Annotated in this window: 22 protein-coding genes; 8 read left to right on the top strand and 14 right to left on the bottom strand. The window is 54.2% G+C overall.

Annotation, left to right across the window (positions count from 1 at the left end; genetic code table 11):
* Positions 1-17 precede the first annotated feature (17 nt).
* From OQ371_RS23375 to OQ371_RS23360, 4 genes are all read right to left on the bottom strand, one after another.
* Positions 18-749, bottom strand: coding sequence for a hypothetical protein (locus OQ371_RS23375; RefSeq protein WP_265990759.1), 732 nt, complete (start codon positions 747-749; stop codon positions 18-20).
* Positions 750-951: 202 nt separating this feature from the next.
* Positions 952-2,580 (bottom strand): hypothetical protein, encoded by a 1,629-nt coding sequence (locus OQ371_RS23370; RefSeq protein ID WP_265990758.1) that lies wholly within the window; start codon positions 2,578-2,580, stop codon positions 952-954.
* Between the two features lie 8 nt (positions 2,581-2,588).
* The gene (locus OQ371_RS23365; protein ID WP_265990757.1) at positions 2,589-3,461 is read right to left on the bottom strand and encodes a carbon-nitrogen hydrolase; all 873 of its coding nucleotides are present in this window, start codon (positions 3,459-3,461) and stop codon (positions 2,589-2,591) included.
* A gap of 12 nt (positions 3,462-3,473) precedes the next feature.
* Positions 3,474-4,496: a glycosyltransferase family 9 protein gene (locus OQ371_RS23360; protein WP_265990756.1), complete on the bottom strand. Its 1,023-nt coding sequence runs from the start codon at positions 4,494-4,496 to the stop codon at positions 3,474-3,476.
* Positions 4,497-4,743: 247 nt separating this feature from the next.
* Here OQ371_RS23360 and OQ371_RS23355 point away from each other — a divergent pair, with 247 nt between their 5' ends.
* Complete coding sequence (locus OQ371_RS23355) at positions 4,744-5,538, top strand: DUF2490 domain-containing protein (protein WP_265990755.1); 795 nt, start codon at positions 4,744-4,746, stop codon at positions 5,536-5,538.
* On the opposite strand, the gene OQ371_RS23350 is transcribed toward OQ371_RS23355, so the two are convergent.
* Both OQ371_RS23350 and OQ371_RS23345 read right to left on the bottom strand, forming a co-directional pair.
* Positions 5,539-8,403 (bottom strand): outer membrane beta-barrel protein, encoded by a 2,865-nt coding sequence (locus tag OQ371_RS23350; RefSeq protein WP_265990754.1) that lies wholly within the window; start codon positions 8,401-8,403, stop codon positions 5,539-5,541.
* Between the two features lie 22 nt (positions 8,404-8,425).
* Positions 8,426-9,244, bottom strand: coding sequence for a GLPGLI family protein (locus tag OQ371_RS23345; protein ID WP_265990753.1), 819 nt, complete (start codon positions 9,242-9,244; stop codon positions 8,426-8,428).
* Positions 9,245-9,369: 125 nt separating this feature from the next.
* Between OQ371_RS23345 and OQ371_RS23340 the strand changes: the two genes are divergently transcribed.
* Together OQ371_RS23340 and OQ371_RS23335 are read left to right on the top strand one after the other, a co-directional pair.
* Positions 9,370-10,824 carry a sensor histidine kinase gene (locus OQ371_RS23340; protein ID WP_265990752.1) on the top strand — a complete coding sequence of 485 codons (1,455 nt, stop codon included), beginning with the start codon at positions 9,370-9,372 and terminating at the stop codon, positions 10,822-10,824.
* 106 nt (positions 10,825-10,930) lie between these two features.
* Positions 10,931-11,608, top strand: a complete 678-nt coding sequence (locus OQ371_RS23335; RefSeq protein ID WP_265990751.1) for a response regulator transcription factor — start codon at positions 10,931-10,933, stop codon at positions 11,606-11,608.
* A 5-nt stretch (positions 11,609-11,613) separates the two neighbouring features.
* On the opposite strand, the gene OQ371_RS23330 is transcribed toward OQ371_RS23335, so the two are convergent.
* The 3 genes from OQ371_RS23330 to OQ371_RS23320 form a co-directional block, all read right to left on the bottom strand.
* Entirely contained in the window at positions 11,614-12,273 is a 660-nt protein-coding gene (locus tag OQ371_RS23330) for a DUF8453 domain-containing protein (RefSeq protein ID WP_265990750.1), read from the bottom strand.
* A gap of 24 nt (positions 12,274-12,297) precedes the next feature.
* Positions 12,298-13,074: a recombination directionality factor gene (locus tag OQ371_RS23325; RefSeq protein WP_265990749.1), complete on the bottom strand. Its 777-nt coding sequence runs from the start codon at positions 13,072-13,074 to the stop codon at positions 12,298-12,300.
* Between the two features lie 206 nt (positions 13,075-13,280).
* Positions 13,281-14,009 (bottom strand): class I SAM-dependent methyltransferase, encoded by a 729-nt coding sequence (locus OQ371_RS23320; protein WP_265990748.1) that lies wholly within the window; start codon positions 14,007-14,009, stop codon positions 13,281-13,283.
* A 237-nt stretch (positions 14,010-14,246) separates the two neighbouring features.
* Between OQ371_RS23320 and OQ371_RS23315 the strand changes: the two genes are divergently transcribed.
* Positions 14,247-15,017 carry an ABC transporter substrate-binding protein gene (locus OQ371_RS23315; protein WP_265990746.1) on the top strand — a complete coding sequence of 257 codons (771 nt, stop codon included), beginning with the start codon at positions 14,247-14,249 and terminating at the stop codon, positions 15,015-15,017.
* Here the strand turns inward: OQ371_RS23315 and OQ371_RS23310 are convergent.
* Positions 15,009-16,280 carry a hypothetical protein gene (locus OQ371_RS23310; protein WP_265990744.1) on the bottom strand — a complete coding sequence of 424 codons (1,272 nt, stop codon included), beginning with the start codon at positions 16,278-16,280 and terminating at the stop codon, positions 15,009-15,011. The two genes, OQ371_RS23315 and OQ371_RS23310, sit on opposite strands and share 9 nt — an antisense overlap.
* A 120-nt stretch (positions 16,281-16,400) precedes the next feature.
* On the opposite strand from OQ371_RS23310, the gene OQ371_RS23305 reads away from it, so the two are divergent.
* From OQ371_RS23305 to OQ371_RS23290, 4 genes are all read left to right on the top strand, one after another.
* The gene (locus OQ371_RS23305) at positions 16,401-16,916 is read left to right on the top strand and encodes a DUF2911 domain-containing protein (protein ID WP_265990743.1); all 516 of its coding nucleotides are present in this window, start codon (positions 16,401-16,403) and stop codon (positions 16,914-16,916) included.
* A 3-nt stretch (positions 16,917-16,919) separates the two neighbouring features.
* A complete protein-coding gene (locus OQ371_RS23300; protein ID WP_265990741.1) occupies positions 16,920-17,762 on the top strand; it encodes an alpha/beta fold hydrolase in 843 nt (280 codons plus the stop codon).
* Positions 17,759-18,448 carry a 3-keto-alpha-glucoside-1,2-lyase-like domain-containing protein gene (locus tag OQ371_RS23295; protein ID WP_265990740.1) on the top strand — a complete coding sequence of 230 codons (690 nt, stop codon included), beginning with the start codon at positions 17,759-17,761 and terminating at the stop codon, positions 18,446-18,448. The genes OQ371_RS23300 and OQ371_RS23295 overlap by 4 nt, the downstream gene beginning before the upstream one ends.
* A 205-nt stretch (positions 18,449-18,653) precedes the next feature.
* Positions 18,654-19,676, top strand: coding sequence for an AraC family transcriptional regulator (locus OQ371_RS23290; protein ID WP_265990738.1), 1,023 nt, complete (start codon positions 18,654-18,656; stop codon positions 19,674-19,676).
* Here OQ371_RS23290 and OQ371_RS23285 read toward each other — a convergent pair.
* From OQ371_RS23285 to OQ371_RS23270, 4 genes are all read right to left on the bottom strand, one after another.
* Positions 19,612-20,031, bottom strand: coding sequence for a DUF4260 domain-containing protein (locus OQ371_RS23285; protein WP_265990736.1), 420 nt, complete (start codon positions 20,029-20,031; stop codon positions 19,612-19,614). The two genes, OQ371_RS23290 and OQ371_RS23285, sit on opposite strands and share 65 nt — an antisense overlap.
* 341 nt (positions 20,032-20,372) lie before the next feature.
* Positions 20,373-20,771 carry an OsmC family protein gene (locus tag OQ371_RS23280; RefSeq protein ID WP_265990734.1) on the bottom strand — a complete coding sequence of 133 codons (399 nt, stop codon included), beginning with the start codon at positions 20,769-20,771 and terminating at the stop codon, positions 20,373-20,375.
* Positions 20,772-20,788: 17 nt separating this feature from the next.
* Complete coding sequence (locus tag OQ371_RS23275; RefSeq protein WP_265990732.1) at positions 20,789-21,517, bottom strand: carbon-nitrogen hydrolase family protein; 729 nt, start codon at positions 21,515-21,517, stop codon at positions 20,789-20,791.
* Positions 21,518-21,545: 28 nt separating this feature from the next.
* Positions 21,546-22,433: a phospholipase A gene (locus OQ371_RS23270; RefSeq protein ID WP_265990731.1), complete on the bottom strand. Its 888-nt coding sequence runs from the start codon at positions 22,431-22,433 to the stop codon at positions 21,546-21,548.
* Between the last annotated feature and the right edge of the window lie 30 nt (positions 22,434-22,463).

Here is a 22,463-nt window from a genome sequence, read left to right as displayed (position 1 = left end):
AAACTATAAACTGTTGACTATTGCTTAATATATTCTCCGAGTTTTAGCAAATCCCGCTTGATCTGCCCGACGAACACGGCCAGCGTGGCCTCGTAATTGCCTTTGTTCTGGGCAATTTTGCGGCTTTGCTCGTCAATTTCGCCCCCAATCTGCGCCAGCCGCCCGTTGTTGGCGTCGATCTTGCGCTGAAGCTCCAGAATCTGTTTGGCAATCTGCTCGTTTTCTGCCTGTAACTGTTTCTGTTCGTTCGACAGGCCGCCGACTTTTTCGTTCACCGCCGAATCGACGGTTCGGGAGAAAGCCTGCTGGTCGTTGTTGAGCGCCGTCAGGTACTGATTGGCCGAATTGATCAGCGCCGAAACGTCCGCCGAGCCGCCCATGGCCCGGAAGCTGGCCCAGGCCGCCTGGTACTGCTGGTCTTCGCTCAGGTTGAGATTCGACAGGTTTTTCAGGGTTTCCCGAAACTCAAAGTAATCCGGTCCCGGCTGGTTGGCCTTCGACAACACCGACGCGAAGTGATCGACAAACCTGGTGTCGACCGAACCTTCCGCTGGGGGCGTTGGCGACGGCATGACCGGAGTCACGGGTGCCGAAACCGGCGCATTTTGCGAAACCGGCGCGGTAACCGGATTGTTTTGGGGCGCAGAGGGGATCGGTCTCGGCTGATTTTCCGGAGCGTCTTTGATAAAGAGACTTAAAAGTTTTTTTCCGAAGCCCTCCAGCCCGGAATTTGTTTCTTGTTCTGCCATCGTGTTTTCGTTAAAACGTTCGCTCGCGCGGATGAAAGACGCTACAATACTAGAAAGCTGCGCGATGATACTATAACTGTTTTAAGCCAAACGGTTCCCTGATGGCCTGTAAGGATAAAAACCGGGCCGAACTGCGTTATCGCACAAAAAGCCGGTTTTTCCGGCTTTTTGTGCGATAACGAGCTGTAAAAGCCGTGTTCTTTTAAACTTTTTTGCGCGCTCCGACGGCTTTGGGCATGGTAGCCCGGCCCAGAAAAATTTCGTCACCGGCCAGGTCGATGGTTGTGTAAAACTGGTAACCGTCCTCAACATACCGCAGCATCACCGACTTGCGCTCACCCGCTTTGCCGTATGGCTGGGTAGCCGCCACCAGAATCTGGTTGCCGTTGACGATGGCCCGCACAAACGGCTTTTCGTCCGTTTTGAGCTGATTGGCGTTGAATTTGTACCAAGTTTTGCCGCCATCGACGGAACACTCGGTTTGTTCGTTCAGGTATTTTTCCCGCCCGTTGAACAGGTCGCCGTGGTGTTTGAACAGACGCCAGAGGCCGTGGAGGTAGTGTTCGTAGCAGGCATAAACCCGGTCGTTGCCCAGCCCCTGCTGGTTGACATCGGTGGGCGTGGGCTGGTCGGGTTTCAAATCGTTGGCGTCATCCCAGAAAAGTACGCCGTAGGCCCCCGTAAACCAGTAAAAAACCGCCATTCCTTCGGCAATGGCGGGCGGGGCGGCATTTTTGGCTTTCTCGCTATTCGGAAAATCACTGCTTTGGGTATTGAACAGCCAGTGCCACGCAATCCGTTTTTTAGGCGACAACTTCATGTTTACTTCCTGTTCGCCCAGCAAAGCTGCCAGCCAGTGGCGTGCCCCGTCGTCGGTATGCGGAATGGAGTAATCAAATTCCGGATACAGGTAATACGTGCCGGGCATCTGGAAATCGGCGTAATCCGCGAAAGTTTTGCCAACGATGTCGTCGGGCATACCGCGCTGGCGGGAAATGTCGGTTTGCTGGGCGGGCATGTCCCAAAGCCAGTCGGGCGACGCGTTGTAATCCCGGGCGCGGGAATAACCGAAACTGTTGTGCGGAACCGGCGCAATGGACCCTACCTCGGTGTACGGGCTAATCCACTGCCGGAGCGTCTTCATCATAAAGACGTACAGATTGGCCTGCTCCTGACGGTTTAGGGGGTTGTTGAGTCCTTCGTTTTCAATATCGAAGAAAATCTTGCCGTAAGTGTTCAGGTGCTTGTCGGGCGGGCAGTCCCCAAAGTTTTCGCACTCGCCACTGAGTTCCTGCATCGCCACCGAGACGCTATTCTTAAAATCCTTGTCACCCCACGGGCGAATGTACCAGGTTCCGGGGGCGTTGTCGCCCGCCCGCGACCAGCTAATGTTAAACGGCGGATCGGCCATGTAGCCCTGCCCAATGGTTAGTGCCCGCTGCGACGGCTTCAGGCGGCTCGTCCAGCCGGGCGGTTTGGGGTTCCAGGGGCTGCGAAACTCCTCCGGTACCATGCGGCTTTTGTCGATGGACGAAAATCCCCGGCGAAACAGTTTCGACCAATCCTGATCGACGTGCAGGTTCCGGCCGGCGGCATGAAATGTAACGGTTTTGGTCGCGGGAAGGGTGAAATCATCCACCACATCCGGATTCCAAAAGCCTTTACGGGTGGTGGGCGTGAAGGGGTGTCGGGGCGTCGGGGTCAGGGCGGTAGAAGGAGGGAGGGCGCCCTGATGAACGACAACGATGGGTTCCGGGCCGCGCACGTACTTGAAATACCACAACCCGGTGCCCATCGTTACAGCCACAAATGAAATCAACAAAAACTTCATGCGGCTCGTCATTCGTCAATATACCGTTTGGTGATCGGCTGGTACGAATCGATCCGCCGATCCCGGAAATAAGGCCAGGTGGTCCGGTACCGGTCCGTCAGGGCCAGATCAACCTCCTGAACGTGAACCACCTCCTGGTCGTGGGGGGCCAGGTACAGCAGTGATCCGTGCGGATTGGCCACGAACGATCCGCCCCAGAATTGCTGTCCGTTTTCCGTGCCCACGCGGTTGACCGAAACCACGTGAATGCCGTTGGCAATGGCGTGGCTGCGCTGGATGGTTTGCCAGGCTCCGTATTGTTCCTCGTTCACTTTCGGGTCGGTTTCTTCCGTATCCCAGCCAATGGCCGTGGGGTAAAAAAGAACTTCGGCACCCATCAGGGACGTAATCCGGGCGGGTTCGGGATACCACTGATCCCAGCAAATCAGGACCCCAATTTTGGCGTATTTGGTTTCGAAAACCTTGTAGCCTAAATCGCCGGGCGTGAAGTAAAACTTCTCGTAATAGCCCGGATCGTCGGGGATGTGCATCTTCCGGTATTTGCCCAGGTAGGTGCCATCGGCATCCAGCACCGCCGTGGTGTTGTGGTATAAACCGGCCGTTCGTTTCTCGAACAGCGACGCAATGATGACGGTATTGGTTTCGCGGGCCACGTCGGCCAGCCGGTCGGTGGTGGGACCGGGGATGGCTTCGGCCAGGCTGAAATTATGGTGATCTTCAACGTCACAAAAATACAGGGAGCGAAACAGTTCCTGCAAACAAACGATCTGCGCTCCTTTGGCGGCTGCTTCCCGGATGCCGTTGATGGCTTTTTCGAGATTAGCGTCCAGGTCGGCCGTGCAGGACATCTGCACCAGGCCAATGTTTACTTTTTTTGACATGTGATTAAGAAATTAACGTTCCGGACCCAGTCGGTGTGTCGACGGACCCGCGCCCCGCTTCAATTCGTTCAGATCGAAGTCAAACGGCAGTTCGTTCATGCATTTGAAATGACCCAACGGGCAGCGTTCGTACCCAATTTTAGAACACGGACGGCAGCCTAAGGGTTTATTTTCGAGGGCAACAAATTGCGTTTTATAGGGGTACATCCCCAGTTGGGGCGTGGTACTGCCCCAGATCGAGTACACTTTTTTCCGCAGGGCGGCCGCAATGTGCATCAGGCCCGTATCGTGGCTGAACACCAGCGCCGACTGATCCAGCAGCGAGGCCGACTGGTTGAGGTTGTATTGGCCGCAGGCGTTGTAAATCAGCGTGTCGCCCAGGGCCTGACGGATTTCTTCCCCCGCCTGCGCGTCTTCCTTGCCCCCCAGCAGCACAATTGGAAAGTTTATCTTTCGGCACAACTCAATCATCCGGGCTACGGGTAGCTTTTTGGTATTGTGCTGACCGCCAATGGCGTAGGTGACAAACTGGCGCCGGTGGGAAGCCGGAAGCCACTCCCGCTCCACGATGTCGCGGTACGGTATAAAATAATCCAGCCCTTTTAGGTCATTCACCACGCCGAAGGTTTCAACGGTTTTCATGTACCGGTCAACCACGTGCACGTTCGGCATGGTGTTGAGCTTGAAGCGCACGTACAGCCATTTTTCCCAGTTCAGCTTGTCGAAGCTGTAGGAGGGGCGGTCCAGCCGGAGCTTGATGATCCGGGTACGGAGGTTGTTGTGCAGGTCGATGATGTAGTCGTAGCGCTCGGCCCGCAGGTCGCCGATGAGGTCGGCCAGCTTGTCGCCCAGGTAAATCCGTTTGTCGATGTACGGGTTCGACTCGATAACCGACTGGTAAGCCCGCTTGGTGCAGAAATGGATTTCCGCCCCCGGCACCTGTTGTTTCAGGCACCGAACAACCGGCGTTGTCAACACAATGTCACCAATGGAAGAAAACCGGAGAATCAAAAATTTAACGGGCGTCGTCTGCATCTGAAGGCAAAATTACGATAAGCCCGGGAGATTTTGAAGGAATGGTCTAAAACGACTCCGTTCCGACCGGATAAATGATTGGACGGTCCCGGAAAGATATTGCCAAATTTTTATCCTGATTTCCCGCTGAGTTTTTCCGAACTGCTTCAATCGTTACTTCATTATTATCAAATTGTTAAGATTGTGTAAACGTTACAGCGGTTTCATTACGCCATTGTAAATTTGAAGACTCAATTCAATCTCTTCTATGAAGCGGCTCTTAGTCGTTATTGGTTTAACACTCAGCTTATTTTTAGTTCTTTGTTCGACATCGTTCGCTCAAACGTCACTCACGCCGTCAACGCCCTGGGGCACCTGGTTTATCGGCACGGTCCAGTTACCGGGTGGTAGTGATAAATGGGGTGGTTTTGCCGAAGTACAGGCGCGCGGAAATGCCGTCATGCAGCAGTTTTTCTACCGGGAATTAAAAGGCGGTATCAGTTATGATTTAAGTCAGCACTTTACCTTTACGCTGGCGGGTGGTCACTACGCCACGTACGATTTCCGCGAACTGTCGGACGGTCCGCTGAATACCGAAAAACGGTTCTGGCAGCAATTGGTAATCAACCAGCATCTTTCCCGGATCAAGTTCGAACAACGGTACCGCATTGAACAGCGCTGGTTCAATAACCGCGACGGTTCCACGCCGTTCCGTAACCGGATTCGGTACAGGCTGAACGCGTTTATACCGCTCAACAAACCGACGATTACGGCCAAGACGGCTTTTCTGTCTCTTTTTGACGAAATTTTCATCAACCCCAAAGGCCCCACCTTCGAGCGAAACCGGGTGTACGGCGGGGTTGGCTACCAGGTCGACAAACACTGGATTGTACAAATGGGATGGGTCAATCAAACCAACTACAGCCCGGCAAGTTTTGAAAAAGGGATTTTTACACCCCAGTCTGCCACTGGGAAAAACAACATTCTGCTGTCGCTGACCTATAGGATCGGGCAGGGCAAAAACGCCGGTTCGTCCAACAAACTGCCGTCGCAGGCTGACTAATCAATTCAGTCTTCCCGGTCGTTGCAGATCCCGGGGCTGGTACGAAGGACCCCGATCCGGACGGGCTTGCGGGCCGCTGCCAAATCGGCGCAGGTTGTAGGTAAACGTCAAGAGAAAATACCGGTTCAGGACCCGGCTGGTGGTTTCTTCCGTGTACGTTTCGGTGACGTTTCGGTTGATGCTCCGGTTCTGATTCAGCAGGTCGTATACCTGTAACCGTAACTCGCCCTGTTTATTCCGGAAAAACTGCCGCGCCAGCGCCACGTTCCAGAGCGCGAAGTTCTGCACCGACCCCGCCGATTTTCCCGAATAGTTGTTGTAGGTGATATCGGTCGTAACCACCAGCCGGAACGGTAATTGATAATACAGATCCCCGCTGAGCGATTTGTTGAAAAACTCCGTGTTCTGCGACGACTGAAGCGAGTACAGGGCCGTCTGGTAGCTGATGTTTCCGCTCAGGCCAAACTCCAGTTTCTCGTTGAAGTTCGAATTCATGCGGGCACCCTGGCTGAGCGTCCAGTTCTGTGAGCGGTTGGTCTGGCTGTTCACCAGACTGACGCCCCGGTTAAAATTCACGTGACTCGTCAGGTTGACATTCGCTTTCAACGGCTGAATCCGCCGACCGATTGTCAGAAACCCGTTCATGTTGTAATACCCATTGGTGTTAACGGGTTGGGTAGTCTGCGCTCCCTGCTTGTTGAATGATGTGGCGTTGACGATTTTGTTGCTTGTCTGGCTGGCGTTCAGCATCGCAAACACCGAGCGGAAGGTCGTTTGCTGGAAGTTGTTGTAATTCAGTGAGACGGTATGGGTAAACTCCTGTTTCAGGTTTGGATTTCCCAGCCGGATGTTCAGCGGATTGGTGTTGTCGGGCACGGGTTGCAACTGCGAAACCGAAGGGGCGTGGGTCTGGCTGCGGTAATTCAGTCGCAGAGTACGGCTTTTGCTGAACGTATACGTGAATACCGCATTCGGCAGCACGTTGGTGAAATTCTTCCGCAGTTCGGTGTCTGTCGTCCGGTTGTCGCTGCGCAGGCTGGCCTGCTGTACGTCGAAACCAAGGGCGTAAGTATATTTCAAGCGCTTGGTTTGCAGCGTCGACCCCACGCGGTTGGTCTGGTAGGTATTGACGAAGTTGTTGCTCAGGGCCGGATTGAACGCCGAGTAGGTACCGGTGGATTCATCGTAGTTGTTTACAGTTCGGTCGGAGGTGTTGCGGTTCAGGGAATAATTGTAATGAAATTCCAGCGATTTGCTCAGCGACAACGGCTCGGTGTAGGCCAGATTAACGGTATTGGTGACCGACTTACTGGTCTGCTCATTCCGTTGGTTGATGTTTTGATTGCGCCCGCCGGTTTGCCCGAAAAATTCGTTGGTCGATTGGTTGATACCATCCGTACGCTGGTTGTTGACGGCCGTGTTCCAGTTGAGCGAAAGCGTGCGACCTTTGCGCTTAAACTTCCGCATCAGCAGGGCGTTATTATTGCCCGAAATCCCGTTTCCGGTTGAGTTGTACCGCGTAAGGCTGGTGTTGATCAGGTTGGTGGAATCTACGGGGCCACCCGTACCAACGGCGTCACTGGTCAGCGTCTGCGACTGGTTGAGGCTCTGAAATAAGGAGTTTTGCACCGTGAAACCCGGCTCAATCCGCAGCGTCGTCAGCGAGTCGAGCTGGTAAGTGAACCGCACGTTGAACCGGTGGCTGGAGGTCTGGTTGCGCGACGTGCTGTTCTGATTGACCTGGTAAGAAGTATCGGGCAGGGCGTACTGCCGACGGCTTTGCTGATCGGTAATGGTATGGAGGTCGTTCAGGAAATAACTGGCGGAAAGATCCGCTTTCTTGCCCCAGGCATTACGGTAATTCAGCCCCCCGGCGAGCGTCCGGGTGATGGCGTTCGAGCTGCCCCCGAAGCCGCCCCCACTTCTTCCACCGCGTCCATCCGCAACGATGATACCGCCCCCGCCGAAGTTGGCGCCCAGTCCGGCCCCCCCGCCAAAAATGCTCTGCCCCGTAAAACCCTGCGAATTTACGTTGTTGGCCTGACCGATGATCGAAATCTGCTGCTCACCGTTGAAGCGGTTGAGATTCAGCCGGGCGGCATAGCGCATGTCGTCTGTTTCGTTGGGGCCAGCGCCGATAGTTTGCTGGCCAAAATAGCCTTTGCGCTTTTCTTTCTTCGTAACCAGGTTGATGGCTTTGTTCCGGTTGCCGTCATCAATACCGGTAAATTGCGCCTGGTCGGATTGCTGATCAACAAGTTGAACCTTGTCGATGATGTCGGCGGGGAGGTTGCGGGTCGCCATTTTCGGGTCGTCGCCGAAAAACGGTTTGCCGTCCACCAGCACCTTTTTCACTTCCTGCCCCTGCGCCTTGATGGTGCCGTCGCGGTCGACTTCCACGCCCGGCAGTTTCTTCAACATGCTTTCCACCATCGCGTTGGGTTGCGTTTTAAACGAGTTGGCGTTGAACTCGACGGTATCCTGTTTGATCGTGATGGGGGGCGCTTCCTGCTTCACCACCACTTCATGCAGATCAACGGCCTGAGTCATCAGTTCAAACGTGCCGGCATCGAGCGTCGGCTTGTCGGGGCTGACCGAAATTCGCTTCGATTTGTTGCGGTAGCCAACATACGTAATCAGAATGCGGTAGTTACCAGCCGTCACTTTATTGAACGCAAACGCCCCCTCGCCGTTGGTGATCATGAACGTAACCACCGATGAATCCCGCGCCGACAGCAGCGAAACGGTGGCTTCCATGAGCGGTTTTCGCGTGGTCGAATCAACCACGAGGCCCCGCACCTGCGATTGAGCCACTGCGGTTGTGCCGCTGATCAGAAGCAGGGAGAAAAGGAAAAGTTGGCGCATACGGGGGCTTGGTTTCGGTAATCTAGTTCCGGTTCTGGAAGTCGTTCATTACTTTCTGACGCATGTCGGCCATTGCTTTCTGCCGGATCAAGGCCAGTTCGTCGGGCGTCACCATCTGCGCGGTTTTGGGCGGCATCACGTCGCTTTCGGCTACGTTTTGCTCCGCAATTTTCGTCGCTTTGTACGCTTCCTGATCGCTTTCGATTTGCAGTACCACGCCTTTTTCGGGCGTCAGGCTCGGCACGGGCGAATACGTAAAAGGCAGGTCGGTGGTGTACCATACCGTATAAGTCACATTTCGGTACGCAACCGTTGCTTTCTGACAGGTGAAACCCGCAATTTTTTTCGATTTGCCGGATTCCTGCCAACCCGTTGCCCGGTTTAGGGGTAGCTCGGTCTGGTAGTGTTTCGTCACCGAATCTTTTTTAATGGTTACGACTTCAACGGTTTTTTGGGCCGCGAGATCGATGAAGACGCTCCGCTCAAACGGGCGGCCACTGAAATTCCGGCTTCTCCGTCCTTCCGGACCACCCGGACCTGACTCGGGTCCGCTATCTGGAGAAAACTGCCGGATGGTGATACCGCCCGTGCTGCCGTCCTGTTCTTCCTTGCCGTGGTTTCCGGCAAAAACAAAATACTGGAGGAAAGACCGGGTCTCGGGAAGATCGACAGCGGGCGCATCGGGGCTGCCCGGCCGGACTTCCTGCCCGTTGATGACGATCCGCATCTGCGAAAGGTCGACTTTTTGCATGACTTCATACGTGATTTTGCCGGATTTGGGCTGAGCAAAAGCCGTCTGGGCGGCCAAAATCCCAACGGCGATCAATGGGAAGGTCTTCATACGGAAAATGGATTAAAAAGAACGGAGCAAAGATGCGGATCGGGCTTGTAAAGCACTGTTATTTAGTGTTAAACAGTGTTAACGAGCTTGGGAAGCCAGCCGAAAAACGGGTATTTTTGAGCCCTATGAAACAGCGCATTCGGTCGATCTTTATCCTGATGACGGTTTGCATCCTGGGCGTCGTGGCGTTTCAGGGGTATTGGCTCTTTACCAGCTACCAAATCAACGAGCAGCAGTTTCGGCGGACGGTGCGGGGGGCGTTCATCTCGGCGGTGGAAAAGCAGCAGTTCAACGATGCCCGACAGTTGTTTCGGGCCGAAGCTACCGTCGACAAAAAGCGCGGACAGCGCCGTTTTCGGGAAATGGAGTCCGACGATGCTTCGACAGAGCGAATGATTGTCAACCACCTGAATGACAGTATTTTCATCCGGACCGATGGGCCGCGCATCAACGTGCGCGTACTGCGACAACCCCGCCACCGAATTCTGATCGACACCCTGGCCCGTAAAATTTCCGACCGGTTGATTGTCGATTGGGCGGGCGGACACCGTTTCAACCTCAAAAAGTTTGATTCAACCTACCAGGCGGAATTGCAGCTGCGCGATGTGTACGCCGTATACCAACTGGACACAATTCAGTTGAAGCCGGAGTTGTTCCGGACACTGATGGACAGCCAGGACCCCGCCGAGTGGCCCATTAAAACCGCGCCGATGCCAATTAACCCGGTGAAAAACCAGTTTCTGCAGGCGTCTTTCGGAAGCCCGACGGGTTATATTCTGCGGAAGATGAGCGGGACGCTGGCGGGATCGGCGCTGCTGCTGGTCCTGACGACCTGGTGTTTTCTTTACACGATGTCGACCATTCTGAAGCAGAAAAAGCTGTCGGAAATCAAGAACGATTTCATTAATAATATGACCCACGAGTTGAAAACGCCCATTGCCACGGTGTCGGCGGCCGTGGAAGCCCTCCAGCATTTTGGCGCGCTGAACGATCCGCAGAAAACGCAGACGTATCTGGGCATTTCCAAGAATGAACTGCAACGGCTTTCGGACCTGGTCGAAAAGGTGCTGAACATGGCGGTTGATGAAAAAAAAGAGCTGGAACTGCACCGCGAATGGCTCCGGCCCGCCGGACTGATCCGTGAAGTGGTGGAAAACCAGCAGTTGAAAGCGCAGGCTGGCGCTCCGGCCCGGTCGGTCGAGATCGAAGTCGTACACGAACCGGGAAACGCGCCGGTGCAGGCCGACCGGTTGCACATGGAAAACGCGATCAACAACCTGATTGACAACGCCATCAAGTACTCGTCGGATTCGGTACGGATTCGGGTTTACAGCCGGATTGATGAGCAGGGCTGGCAACTAACGGTGCTGGACAACGGCCACGGTATTCCGAAGGCCTACCACGAAGCCATTTTCGAGCGGTTTTTCCGGGTACCGACGGGTAATCTGCACCCGGTGAAAGGCTTTGGGCTGGGGTTGTCGTACGTCCGGCAGGTGGTGGAGAAACACGGTGGCCGCATCCACGTGGCGAGTGAGCTGGGGCAGGGGAGCGAATTTACAATCTGGATTCCAACTTGCTGATTAAGGCTATTTCGCAGAGTTGATCGGAGCGTAAAAGAGTGTAGCCGAGGCTCCGCTTCTCTCCAAAAGCCTCGGCCACACTCCGCGAAACAACTTTCCTGATAACATGCCAACCATACTACTCATTGAAGATGAACTCGCCCTGGGCATGATCGTCCGCGACAGCCTGGAAGTACGGGGTTTTACGGTTTTGTATGCCGCCGACGGCGAGGAAGGGTATGCCATGTTCCGGAAGCAGCCGCCGGATGCGGTGGTGGCCGATGTGATGATGCCCAAGCTCGACGGGTTTACGCTAGCCGAGCGCATCCGGCAGACCGATCCTGATGTGCCCATTATTTTTCTGACGGCCCGTTCGCAAACCGCCGATGTGGTGCGCGGGTTTGAGCTGGGCGGCAACGATTACCTCAAAAAACCGTTCAGCATCGACGAGCTGATTGTACGCATTAAAGCCCTTCTGACCCGCAACCGGGCGGTTCGCACTGCTGCGCCAGATCGCTTGCCGATTGGCCGTTATTACTTCGATTATCCCAAGCAGAAGCTGGCGTTAAACGGCCAGGAAATAGCCATGTCGCACCGCGAAGCCGAATTGCTGAAAAGGCTGTATGAGCAGCGCAACCAGGTGCTGGAACGCTCCGCCGTGTTGCTCGATCTGTGGGGCAACGACAGTTTTTTCAACGGCCGGAGCCTGGATGTGTTCATCACCCGGTTGCGCCGGTACCTGAAAGACGACCCGCAGGTGCAGATTGTGAACGTGCGGGGTGTGGGGTATAAGCTGATTGTTTGAGGCAGCTATTTATTTTCGAATATATTTCTTAAAAGTTTTAGTTCTTTTTTTATACTATCAAGTTCTTTTGGGAGTTTTTGTAGTTCAAAAAGAGTTTTAGGGAGTTCGCTTTCCGAAATTAAGGTCTTGGAGTATTGTTCAAACGAAAATTGAAAATTGTAAGATGTTTTCTTATTACTAGTTAAGGATTCTTGAAAAGAAATTATTCCAGAGTAATACATACTATTGTCTTTGAAGTGCTTGTAAAACCTATTTATCTCATCGATCATAACTGAAACTTTTTCTTTTGAATTTAAAACAGGAATTTCACAATCAACTATTTCCGGGCTTGGCTTAAATGTTATAAGGGTTTCATTTGAGTCTTTTAATGGCCTATTCCATGAAATGTCAATGTTGAATGCTGGTTTTTCGCCTAAATTTTGACAAACAAGTTGAAGTAAGCTATGGCGGCTCTGGGAGTCTATAGTAAGAACAATTTGTGGCCTTTTAGATTGGTTTTGAATATAGAAGGTTTCATAGGCGACCCAAGCAGAAATAATTGCAATTGTTAAAGATATAAAGGCCGTTAATGTTTCCCATTCTCTACTAATGAATGAAACATAAGAGATAAATAAAGAAGCAATTATTAGTGAGATAAATGCTAATAATAGTATACTTCTATTCATGTTGATTCACTTTTAGCTACTAAATTATTCCTCCGCCGACGATAACTGCTGGGGTTTGTCGCCCTGCTCGTTTAGCCAGTGGCTGGCGTCGGCGTTCGGGTTTTCGCGGAGGTAGCGGGCCAGGCGGTGGGCGGTTTCGAAGGAAAATTGCGGCACCAGATCGACAATCGGATACTGGTAGACCATCCCCGGTTTATTGGACTTCACCTTCTTGACTTTCAGCAAAAACGGCAGGTATTGTACGCTACCAAATAGCTTGATGTACTCGTCAAATTTGTTGCGCAGGTTCGGAATGGTGGTCTGTACGGCGCGGGTGCTGAACTGCCAGTAGCCCAGCAGCGGGATGTCCCGAATCACAAACCGGAGCGTCAGAACCGGCAGCCAGCGGATGAGCCTGGCTTTGGACGGATGCAGGTTCTTCTGCAGAAACGCCACGGTTTCGTCCATGATCTGGGGCCGCCGGTCGGTGGTGGTGACGGCGTATTTTTTCAGCTCGTCGTTCCAGATGTGAAATGTGTGGTTGTCGCCGTAGCCAAACAGTTTGCCGTCGATGGTACGGATTTCAAGCCGTTCGTTGCAGACAATCTCTTCCTGATCGGAATAGAACAGGATAGGCAGCTCGGTAATGGTTTCGCCGTATACTTTATGAACCACTTCGGCATGGTCGCCCCGAATCCGAAAGCTGTCGATGCTGCTGGGAACAACCTGGCCCGACCGTTCTACTCTTTCGCCCACGGCAATTCGCCCGAGTTCCGTCAGCGCTGATTGCCGCGATGGGGTGTTGTCCGATTGAATACGCATCTAGTTGTTTACATTCGATTCTATGGACAAATATAGGCATTCCGACCCAAGGAAACCTCATGTAAAAACGGAACCTGGCCTGTTCGGAGGCAGTCTGTCTTTCCGGCGGATTGGCAACCCGTTTGCCGCTGATTGAGGTCTGTTTCGGTAGAGGTCCTGCGAGTCATACTGAAAGCCGTGCTTCTTTTACCGCAGGTTCTCACTCACTACTTCTTTTTCCGGCCCGTTACGCCGGATGCACAGCCGAAAAAATAATCTTTATACGTTACTTCAAGCCCCTGCTGTTGCAGACAATCGGCAAACTTTTTACAGTTTCCAAACTTCTGACAATAAACACCCAGCATCCGGTATTCATCGGCGCTGTTGAGGAATAATTTGCCAATTAAAGGAATGACGGTTTTTAGATAAAAGAGATATAAACCGTAAAAAAGCCAGCCCTTAGGGGCCGATATTTCTACAAACGAAAACGACCCGCCGGGTTTTAACAACCGATTGACTTCCCGCGCAAGCGCTGCGGTTTGGGAGTCGTTAAACGTTTTTAAACCAAACGTAGAGACGATGAAATCAGCGGTATTGGGTTCAAAGGGGTTGTTCAAAACATCGCACTGAACAAGGTCTACCGTCCGGTTTCGGATTTTCTGGCGGTGCGCAACGGCTTTTTGGACCATTACCGGAGAAATGTCAACGGCAATCAATCGCCCGTCGGCAGTTAGTTTGGGAAGAATATGCCCCCAGGCTTCGCCCATTCCCGTCATCAAATCATACCCCGTTGCTTCCGGACGAACAGCGGGCAGGTTTTTTAGGCAGGCGGCCCGCCAGCGTTCCGTGAAACCAAAAGATGAAACGTAATTGGCCAAACCGTAGGTTTTGGACATTTTATCGAATAACGATTTTATATAATCTGGTTCGTAAATGGGATCGGTCGGATGGCTCACGGGTGCTTACTACAGGGCGTGGAAAATAGAATACTCGTTGTCTTTTTTAAGTTTACTTTTGCTTTTTATGAATTAAAAATCATTTGTTGTATTAATTAAAGCAATGATTTTAACGATAGGCGTTCCTGTCGGGCGCGATTTGAGGAAAGCAGCCGTAAAAACCATAATTGGCAGCGACAACGACCGCAGACGCAACTCCGCGAATATAGTTTTCATCCTTTTTAACTAGGTCAGGAAGTGCAAACAAAATCAGAAACCGTCCCCCAGCGCATCGTTTCCGTCGTCCCTTCCCAAACCGAATTGCTCTTCGATCTGGGCCTGGATCAGGCGATTGTGGGCGTTACCAAATTTTGTATTCATCCGGCAGAGAAGGTAAAAGGCAAGACCGTGGTGGGCGGCACCAAAACGCTGCATCTCGACCGGATTCACGACCTAAAGCCCGATTTGATTCTGGCTAACAAAGAAGAAAATACCCGCGAACAAATCGAAGAATTACAGCGACACTACCCCGTTCACGTGACGGATATGCATACCGTGGCCGACGCGCTGGCGATGATTCGGGAGGTGGGAGCGCTGGTCGGTCGCGGACCACAGGCCGGGCAAATGGCGGAACGGATTGCTGCGTCGTTTCAGCGTCTTCGTGCGGCTGTCCGGGATTCGGGGCCCTTGGTGGCTTATTTCATCTGGCGGAAACCGTATATGGTGGCGGCTCATGGAACGTTTATTCATTCCATGCTGGAAATGGCCGGTTTTCGGAACGCCTTGGCCGACCAGACCCGCTATCCCGAACTGACCGTAGCCGACCTGCAATTGGCCCGGCCCGACCTGATTTTTCTGTCGTCGGAACCGTATCCTTTTGCGGAGAAACACCGGATTGAACTACAGCGGATCTGCCCCACGGCGCGGGTGCTGCTCGTGGACGGGGAGATGTTTAGCTGGTACGGCAGCCGGATGCTGCAAGCGGCCGAATACATCCAGCAGCTGCGGCAGGAACTGGGCTTAGAGTAATACCGTCTTGGTCCTGCCGTCGGAAAAGCGGGCGGATTTGACGGCACCCGTTCCCTGAAAATAATACCGTAGGCCCACGATCTTGCCCGGATCGCGGCTAAACTGCCCGGTATAGACCCGTTGGCCGTTCACCCAGACCGTCACTTGTTTGTCGTTGACCGCGCAGCGCACCGTCGCCCAGTCCGAAAAGTCGACGCCGAAGCCGGAGAGGTCGGTGGTTTGGCCCGAAATCCCTTTCTCGGCAAACGAAAGATACAATTGCCCCACGCAACCTTTGACCGATAGCGGAATCAGGTGCATCCCGTTGGAACACAAGATCATAATGCCCGTCTGCTGGCACACGGCCTCATTGCGGCTGTAGGTACTTTTCAGTTCGGTTTCAAACTCGAAGTTGCTGCCCGACAAATCGCCCAGCGGCTGAACGTAGTGCAGACTGACCGTGGGAACGGTCCGCTGAAGACTAACGCCCTGCCCGCGCAGATCGGCTTCGGTCAGGGAGACGGTTTGGCCCCGGTAAATCTGGCCATGCGGGAAATAAACCGGAATGGAGTCGTAGTTGACGGTTCCAAGCCAGCCGTCGGTGGTGATGTAAAGGTCGTGTTCGCGAACGATGGAATCATTCAGCACCAGTTTGGCGCGGAAATAACCGGGGTAGTAGTAGGTGCTGGCGTACTGATGACCGGCCTTGTCGACCCGAAATCGGAGCTTCGGATTCCAGCTCTGCTGAATAAAGACGCTGTCGGCGTTGGAATTACTGGCATCGTAACGGAACAAAACCGTATTGGGCAACCCCTTCGCCACCGGGCGGCTGGTGAACGATACCGCGCCGTACTGCAGCGGTTTAACCCGGTCCTCGAACGCCCAGATGCCGGCCAGACCCGTCACCAGCAAAAGGCCAACGACCCACGGCCAGCGCCGGGCGCCCCGGCGTTCGGGGGTTGCCGAAGCAGGTGGTTCGGGCAGGGGGCGAATCGGTTCGGCGGTCTGGACCGCCACGGGTGGTTGCCGAAAGGCCCGCCAGTTTTCGTGGCCCACAAACTGCGCCAGCGTGTTGAGCGTCGTGGCCGTGGGGGCGCTGTCGTAGCGAACTTTGCCCCAGATTCGTTTCAGGGTACTGACGCTGAGCGAAACGCCGGTTTCGGCAAAAATGCGCTCGCTCAGGGCTTCAAAATCCCCGTTCTGCCACTGTTGGCCGTCGCCCCAACCGACTTTTTCTTCGATCAGGAACCGGCACCGTTGCAAACTGTCGTCGTCGGAGTGCATTGATAGTCAGGGTGAATCAACTTGAACAGATTTGAACAAGGCTCGTGTTTTCAACTTTTAGCGGCATTCGGCACCTTTGTCCGGTTCAATATTCCTTCAACCAAAGTTACGTAAACCATCATGAAAAAATTGCTCATTTTCACAACATTACTGATGATCGCTCAAGGGACGTTTGCGCAGGAAGACAAGGCCAAACGGCCCAGTCCGCCCGCGCAGGCCCGGCAAACCGTGGGCGGCAAAACCATCACGATCGACTACAGCCAGCCGTCGGTGAAAGGCCGGAACGTCTGGGACCCGGCAGGGAAGGTAGCCCCAGCCGGGCAGGTATGGCGAACCGGTGCGAACGAGACGACGTCCATCGAGTTTTCCCAGAATGTAAAACTGGAAGGCAAGGCGGTTCCGAAAGGTAAATACGCCCTGTTCACCATTCCGGGCGAAAAAGACTGGACGATTATTCTCAACAAAACCATCAAATGGGGCGCGTTCAGTTACAAACCGGAGGAGGACGTTCTGCGCGTGACGGTTCCGGCCCGAAAAGCACCGGCCTTCCAGGAAAAATTCACCATTGATATCACCCCAAAAGGCGTTGTTTCGCTGGCCTGGGCTGATACGAGCGTCCATTTTAACGTGCAGTAAACCATGCGGTACATTCTGTTCTGGCTGTTTCTGCACGTTGCGGGGATTACCAAAAGCCAGTCGGTCGGCAAGATTCCGTACGGTTCCAACCCCCAGGCGGGCCGGTATCTGCAGGTTGACGACGCCAAAATCTATTACGAGGTCTACGGACAGGGCCGGCCGGTGGTGTTGCTGCACGGTGGGCTGCTCGGGTACATCGACGAATACAGCGATCTGATTCCGCGTTTAAGCAAGGAGTTTCAGGTCATTGCCGTGGCGACGCGGGGCCACGGCAAATCCGAGGTGGGCACCAAACCGTATTCGTACCGGCTTTTTGCGGAAGACGCTCACGCGGTGATCCGGGCCGTCACGCAGGACAGTGTAATTGTAGTCGGGTTCAGCGACGGGGCCATTGCGTCCTACATTCTGGCGGTTGAACACCCGGAACGGGTGCGGAAAAATGTCGCTATTGGTGGAGGAGTTCTGGGCATTGGTGATTACACCGACGAACAACGGGATTTTTGGCTACGGCTAACGGATGAAAAGCTGGACAAAGCCGTCCCGGGGTTTATGGAGCAACGCAAGAAACTGATGCCCCAGCCGCAGCAGTGGAGCCGGTTTCTGAGCGAGCTGCAAAAAGCCTGGGGGCAATCAACCTACCTCGACAAAGCGGCCCTGAAAACCATTAAATGCCCGGTGCTGATCGCGGCCGGGGATCGTGACGGTTCGACGCAGCGGTTTTTGGATATTTACAAGTCACTGTCCAACGCTCAGCTGGCCATTATTCCCGGTTCGGGGCATGTTGTTTTGAACACGAAGCCGCAGTTGATGTACGACATTATTCACCCCTTTATCCACCAAAAATGAAACACGGTAAGGACAAATTTCACCTCGTTTTGCTGCTGATGGTCCTCCTTCAGGCGTCATCCGTCCTGGCTCAGGATGAAAAAGCGGCCCTTGATCTGGTCCAGGTTGCCAACCAAAACGGATTCCGACTCGAAAACCGGACGGTGCAGGTACTGACGGATGGTAGCCGCTCCGGGGTTCGGCTGGACGAGAAACCGAATGCAAACGAGGGCGTTGCGTGGTTGCCCAACACGGTATTTAGTCAGGGAACCATCGAGGTCGACATGCGGGGCAAGGATGTGTTGCAGCGGAGTTTTGTCGGGATTGCCTTTCACGGTTCCAGCGAACGAAACTACGACGCCATCTACTTCCGGCCGTTCAATTTCCGGTCGGCTGATCCGGTTCGGCGGGTTCATGCCGTGCAGTACATTTCGCTTCCGAAGCACGACTGGCCCGTTCTGCGCAAGGAATTTCCGGATCACTACGAGAAAGGCATCGACCCGGCCCCCGATCCGAACGACTGGTTTCACGCCCGGATTGTGGTAGCCAACGAAACCATTCAGGTGTTTGTGAACGGTAATCCCACGCCCAGCCTGACCGTCAAAAAGCTGAGCGACCGCCAGGAGGGAAACATCGGTTTATGGGTCGGCGCTTCGTCCGGGGGCGATTTTGCCAACCTGAAAATCACCCCAAAGCAAAGCCGCTAACCCCGCAAGTCCAGCGGACTTGACTTTGGATAATTCCAGGTGCAACCCGGGGGATGCGGCCCGAACTCCTGCCGATCGCTCAAACCCGGAGGAATGAGGGTAGAGCAGGCCGTATATCGCCTAGCCCCGGGTTGTCCCGATCTTATCCACTAGCAGGTCTTTTCAGCTTTTGGGGAAGACGGTTTTACCTGTATCTTCGTGGCAGATGGCGACGAATAACACACTCTCGGCGGGTTCCTTTAATCTGGTTTTGTTTGCGGCTCAGCAAAAAGGCGCCGATGTTACGGCCTTGTGCCGTGCGGTGGGCGTCGATCCGGCCGTGCTCCGTAACCCCGACGGACGCATACCGATTCGGACGGTGCAGGCGCTCTGGCGCGAAGTTATTGCCGTAACCAACGACCCTTATCTTTCTCTGCGCATCGGCGAAATGATCAATCCGACGGCAGTAGGGGTGCTGGCCTACGTGATGATGCACTGCCCGACGCTGGGGGAAGCCCTCGAGAAATTGTGTCAGTATCAGGCTATTGTCTGCGAAGGAGTCAAAACCGTGGGGCAGCGGGAAGGAGATCGCTTTCGGTTTTCGCTGCACATCACCTGCGATGACATTATCTACCCCGAGCACGCGCTGAACTCCGAGCTGGTCATGTATCTGGCGGCTATGCGGGCGCTGACGGGGCATCATCTGACGCCTACTGCGGTTTCGTTTGCCTATCCGCGTCCGATCGACACCACCGAACACGAGCGGGTATTTGCGCCGGTCAAACCCGTGTTCGATGCCGAAGAAACGGCTTTGGCGCTGGATGTAGCCTGGCTGGATGCGCCGGTGCTGAACGCCAACCCCGGTTTGTTTCCGCTCTTTGAACAGCACGCGGCCGAACTGCTCCGGAAACTTCAGGAACAGGCGCTGGTGGGGCGGGTGAAAGGGGAAATTGTGGCCCTGCTGAAGGGGGAAGAACCTACGCTGGCGACCGTGGCCGACCGATTGGCCATGGGCGTCCGGACCCTGCAACTGCATCTGAAAGAAGAGGGCGTCACGTATCAGCAGTTGCTGGACGAAGTACGGCACGATCTGGCTGTCCGGCACCTTCGCGAACCGCATTTCAGCACCACCGACATTGCCTACCTGCTGGGCTTCTCCGAACCCAGCGTGTTTTACCGTACCTTCAAGAAATGGACGGGTTCGACACCCGGGGCTTACCGGACGGAAGTTCTTCGCCAGTCGGCCTGACGGCATTTTTGCCAATGCGGCCCAGGTGCGTGTGGTCAAATCCGTCGGCGTATTTCAACCCGTAGCCGAACAGTCGGTCCATCGCCGAATGCCCGAACAGCAGCACGCCGGTCAGCATCAACACCGGACTGACCAGCAAAAAACCGGTAGCTCCAACAACTACGGCCACGGCTTTGTGGTGGAAGAAATTGTACGCATAAGCCCCGATTCGCGGGTTGACCAAGTAGCCGAGCATACTCAGATCGGGCAGGAGCAGCAGGGCCGGAAACCACCACCAGGCAAAGGGCAGTTGGTTGAACAGAACGAGGGCAAGGGCAAACTGGGCGGCTTCCTCGAGTTTCAAAAGCAATTTCATGGCAGTATTTGAGTGTTTGTGTATTACAAAGGTCCGCCGAAAATGCCGGAGCCGAGGTGACCAAATGTGAAAACCGCAGTGACCAAAAACGAATTAGTAGACGATCTGCACACCTTTCATAATACCGCGCCGGATGTGTCATCGCCGTTGTAGGGAACGCAGCCCGTCGTTCAGTATACTTCCAGTCCAACGGGGCTTCGTCGTGGCCCGTGAACAAATAAACCGTACCCTGATCAACCCGCGCCGTTGGGCCGGTGATAAACGGGTGAGGGATGCTGAGATTGCCCGTGAAAATTGGAATCGGCCTGTTCTCCGTAGCCTAACCCCGAACCGCTGGGCATTCAGTCCGTCAGCGTAACGCTCAACCCCTTGCGCAGGGTGTTATGAACTTCAGCAATTTGGTCGGTATGCCGGATCAACTCGGCAATGTCGTCGGCGGGTTCGTCGGAAGTGACGCGGGTTTTGTACGTAAAGTTGGAGCCGGGTTCGCCGTCGGCCCCGAATTCGCCGGTCACTTCGACTTCCACGCCCGAAACCGTCAGGTTCCGTTTGGCGGCTTCCCGGTAAATGTCGTTGCAGAAGCAGGTTGCCAGCGCCAGCAGCAACAGTTCTCCGCCGTTGACCGCCGAGCCATAGCCCGATGGTTTGGGGGCAATCTGGACGGTCTTGGCCGCGCCGTTGGTCTGCACAACGACATCGTGCTGATTCAGTGTACTTTGGATGCGGGCCGATAGTTTCATGGTGAAGGGCGTTTGGATTACAGCAACAGGCTACTCACTTTCTGGGTCTCGGTATCGAACAGCAGCATACCCTCGCCGGTGTCGCTGAGTTGAGCCAGCAAGTCGCCCCGGGTGCTCCAGATGGCCGTTTTGCCGCCCGAAACAAAATCATCGCTCGGCCCGACGCTGTTGGCCATTAATACCGTCATGGCGTACGTTTTTGCAATATCCGACAGGATTTGCGCGGCTTTCTGGACCCCGCTGGCGGTTTTGGCAATGCTGGCAAGGTAGAGGGTCGCACCGGTCTGGTGGGCGTCTGCCGCGTGTTCGGGAACCGATAGTTCGTAGCAGATGGCGAGGGCCACCTCCGGTTTGTTACGCAGGACAACCGACGCGTTCCGACCGCTGACAAAAAACGGTTCCTCATCGGCGTGCAGGTATTTTTTGGCGTACGTTTGCCAGGGTTGGTTGGGGTGAAAAAGCACCATCGTGATGCAGACGCCCGCTTCGTTGCGGGTTGGAACGCCGATGCCAAGCGTCAGGTTATGGGCGTCGCTCCGTTGCTGAAAAACCGCAAACCGGGGGTCGTCCGGCGTCGTGGCCAGCTCACCGGCCAGGGTTGGTTCGTAGCCGGTAATGGATAGCTCGGGGAAGACAAGGACATCGGCGCCGTGGGCAGCAGCCAAGTCAATGAATCGTTGGTGATGGTCGATATTCCTCGAAATATCACCTTTCACAGGCCGGGTTTGGGCAACGCTTATTCTCATAGTCAGGACAGTTTGCGAAAAAAGCGGGTTACCAATCGATGAAGGAAACACCGAGGCCAAACGTGTTTTGGGCGTGGTTGTAATCAAGCAGTGTCTCACCATAGCCGCTTGATAGTTGCACCTGGCCTTTGATGTGCCCGTGAATCTGGAAAACCCAGTTTAACTGGGCGCTGCCCCGGTTAAGGTGCTGAGCCGTAAAGGGGTGCGTACCGACCAGATAAAACTGGTGCCGTTTGCTGCCGTAGACGACGGTTATTTCTCCTCGTCCAATGTAATTCATAATTTCCGGATTCTCATCGTCGGCATCTTTCAGCCGAATCCAGGGGCGCAGCGTGACCTGCCAGTTTTTTCGTTCGAATGAAGTGTGAAACATGATTCGGTTCCAACTCCGCGATCGGGGCAATTCCTGACCGTTCGACTGGTGATTAAAGGCGACGCCAATCGTACGGCTTTCAAATCCGAGGAACTTGTACGTAATCGGGACGTTGAAAATCAGCTCCGGTTCGTAATTCAATTCCCGAAACGGTCTGGAAATTTCGGTGTTGTAAATCTGCCAATGCGCTTTTTGGGTATATCCAACCCATAGGTCGCCCACGCCCCCGAAAATGCCCTGCAACACTTTCGTTTTAAAGCTAAGGTGAAACTTTGCTTCGTTGTTGTTGTAGGCCACCGGTGTGGCTACGGTATAAGCCGGATTCTCGCTGCGCGGTTGCTGGTTCGGGTGGCTCGACCACCGGCCCAGCGTCACATAAAAAGGTTTGTACGAAGTGAGTAGAAACGTGCCGCGCCGGGTCGAATCGGCCAGTTCCCACCGTTCGGAGATGCTTTTGATGCGGACCGACTGATCGGTAAGAACTTGGGCGCTGGCGAATAAGGGCGTCAGGCAAAGCAGGAACGGGACGTAGATTTTGGGCATAGAGTCAGCGAAATGTGCGTAGATGAAAAC

It is taken from the genome of Larkinella insperata (genome assembly GCF_026248825.1).
GTDB classification, from domain to species: Bacteria; Bacteroidota; Bacteroidia; order Cytophagales; family Spirosomataceae; genus Larkinella; species Larkinella insperata.
The sequence above is the reverse complement of the archived record's forward strand: the minus strand, read 5'-3'. Positions and strand labels throughout refer to the sequence as shown.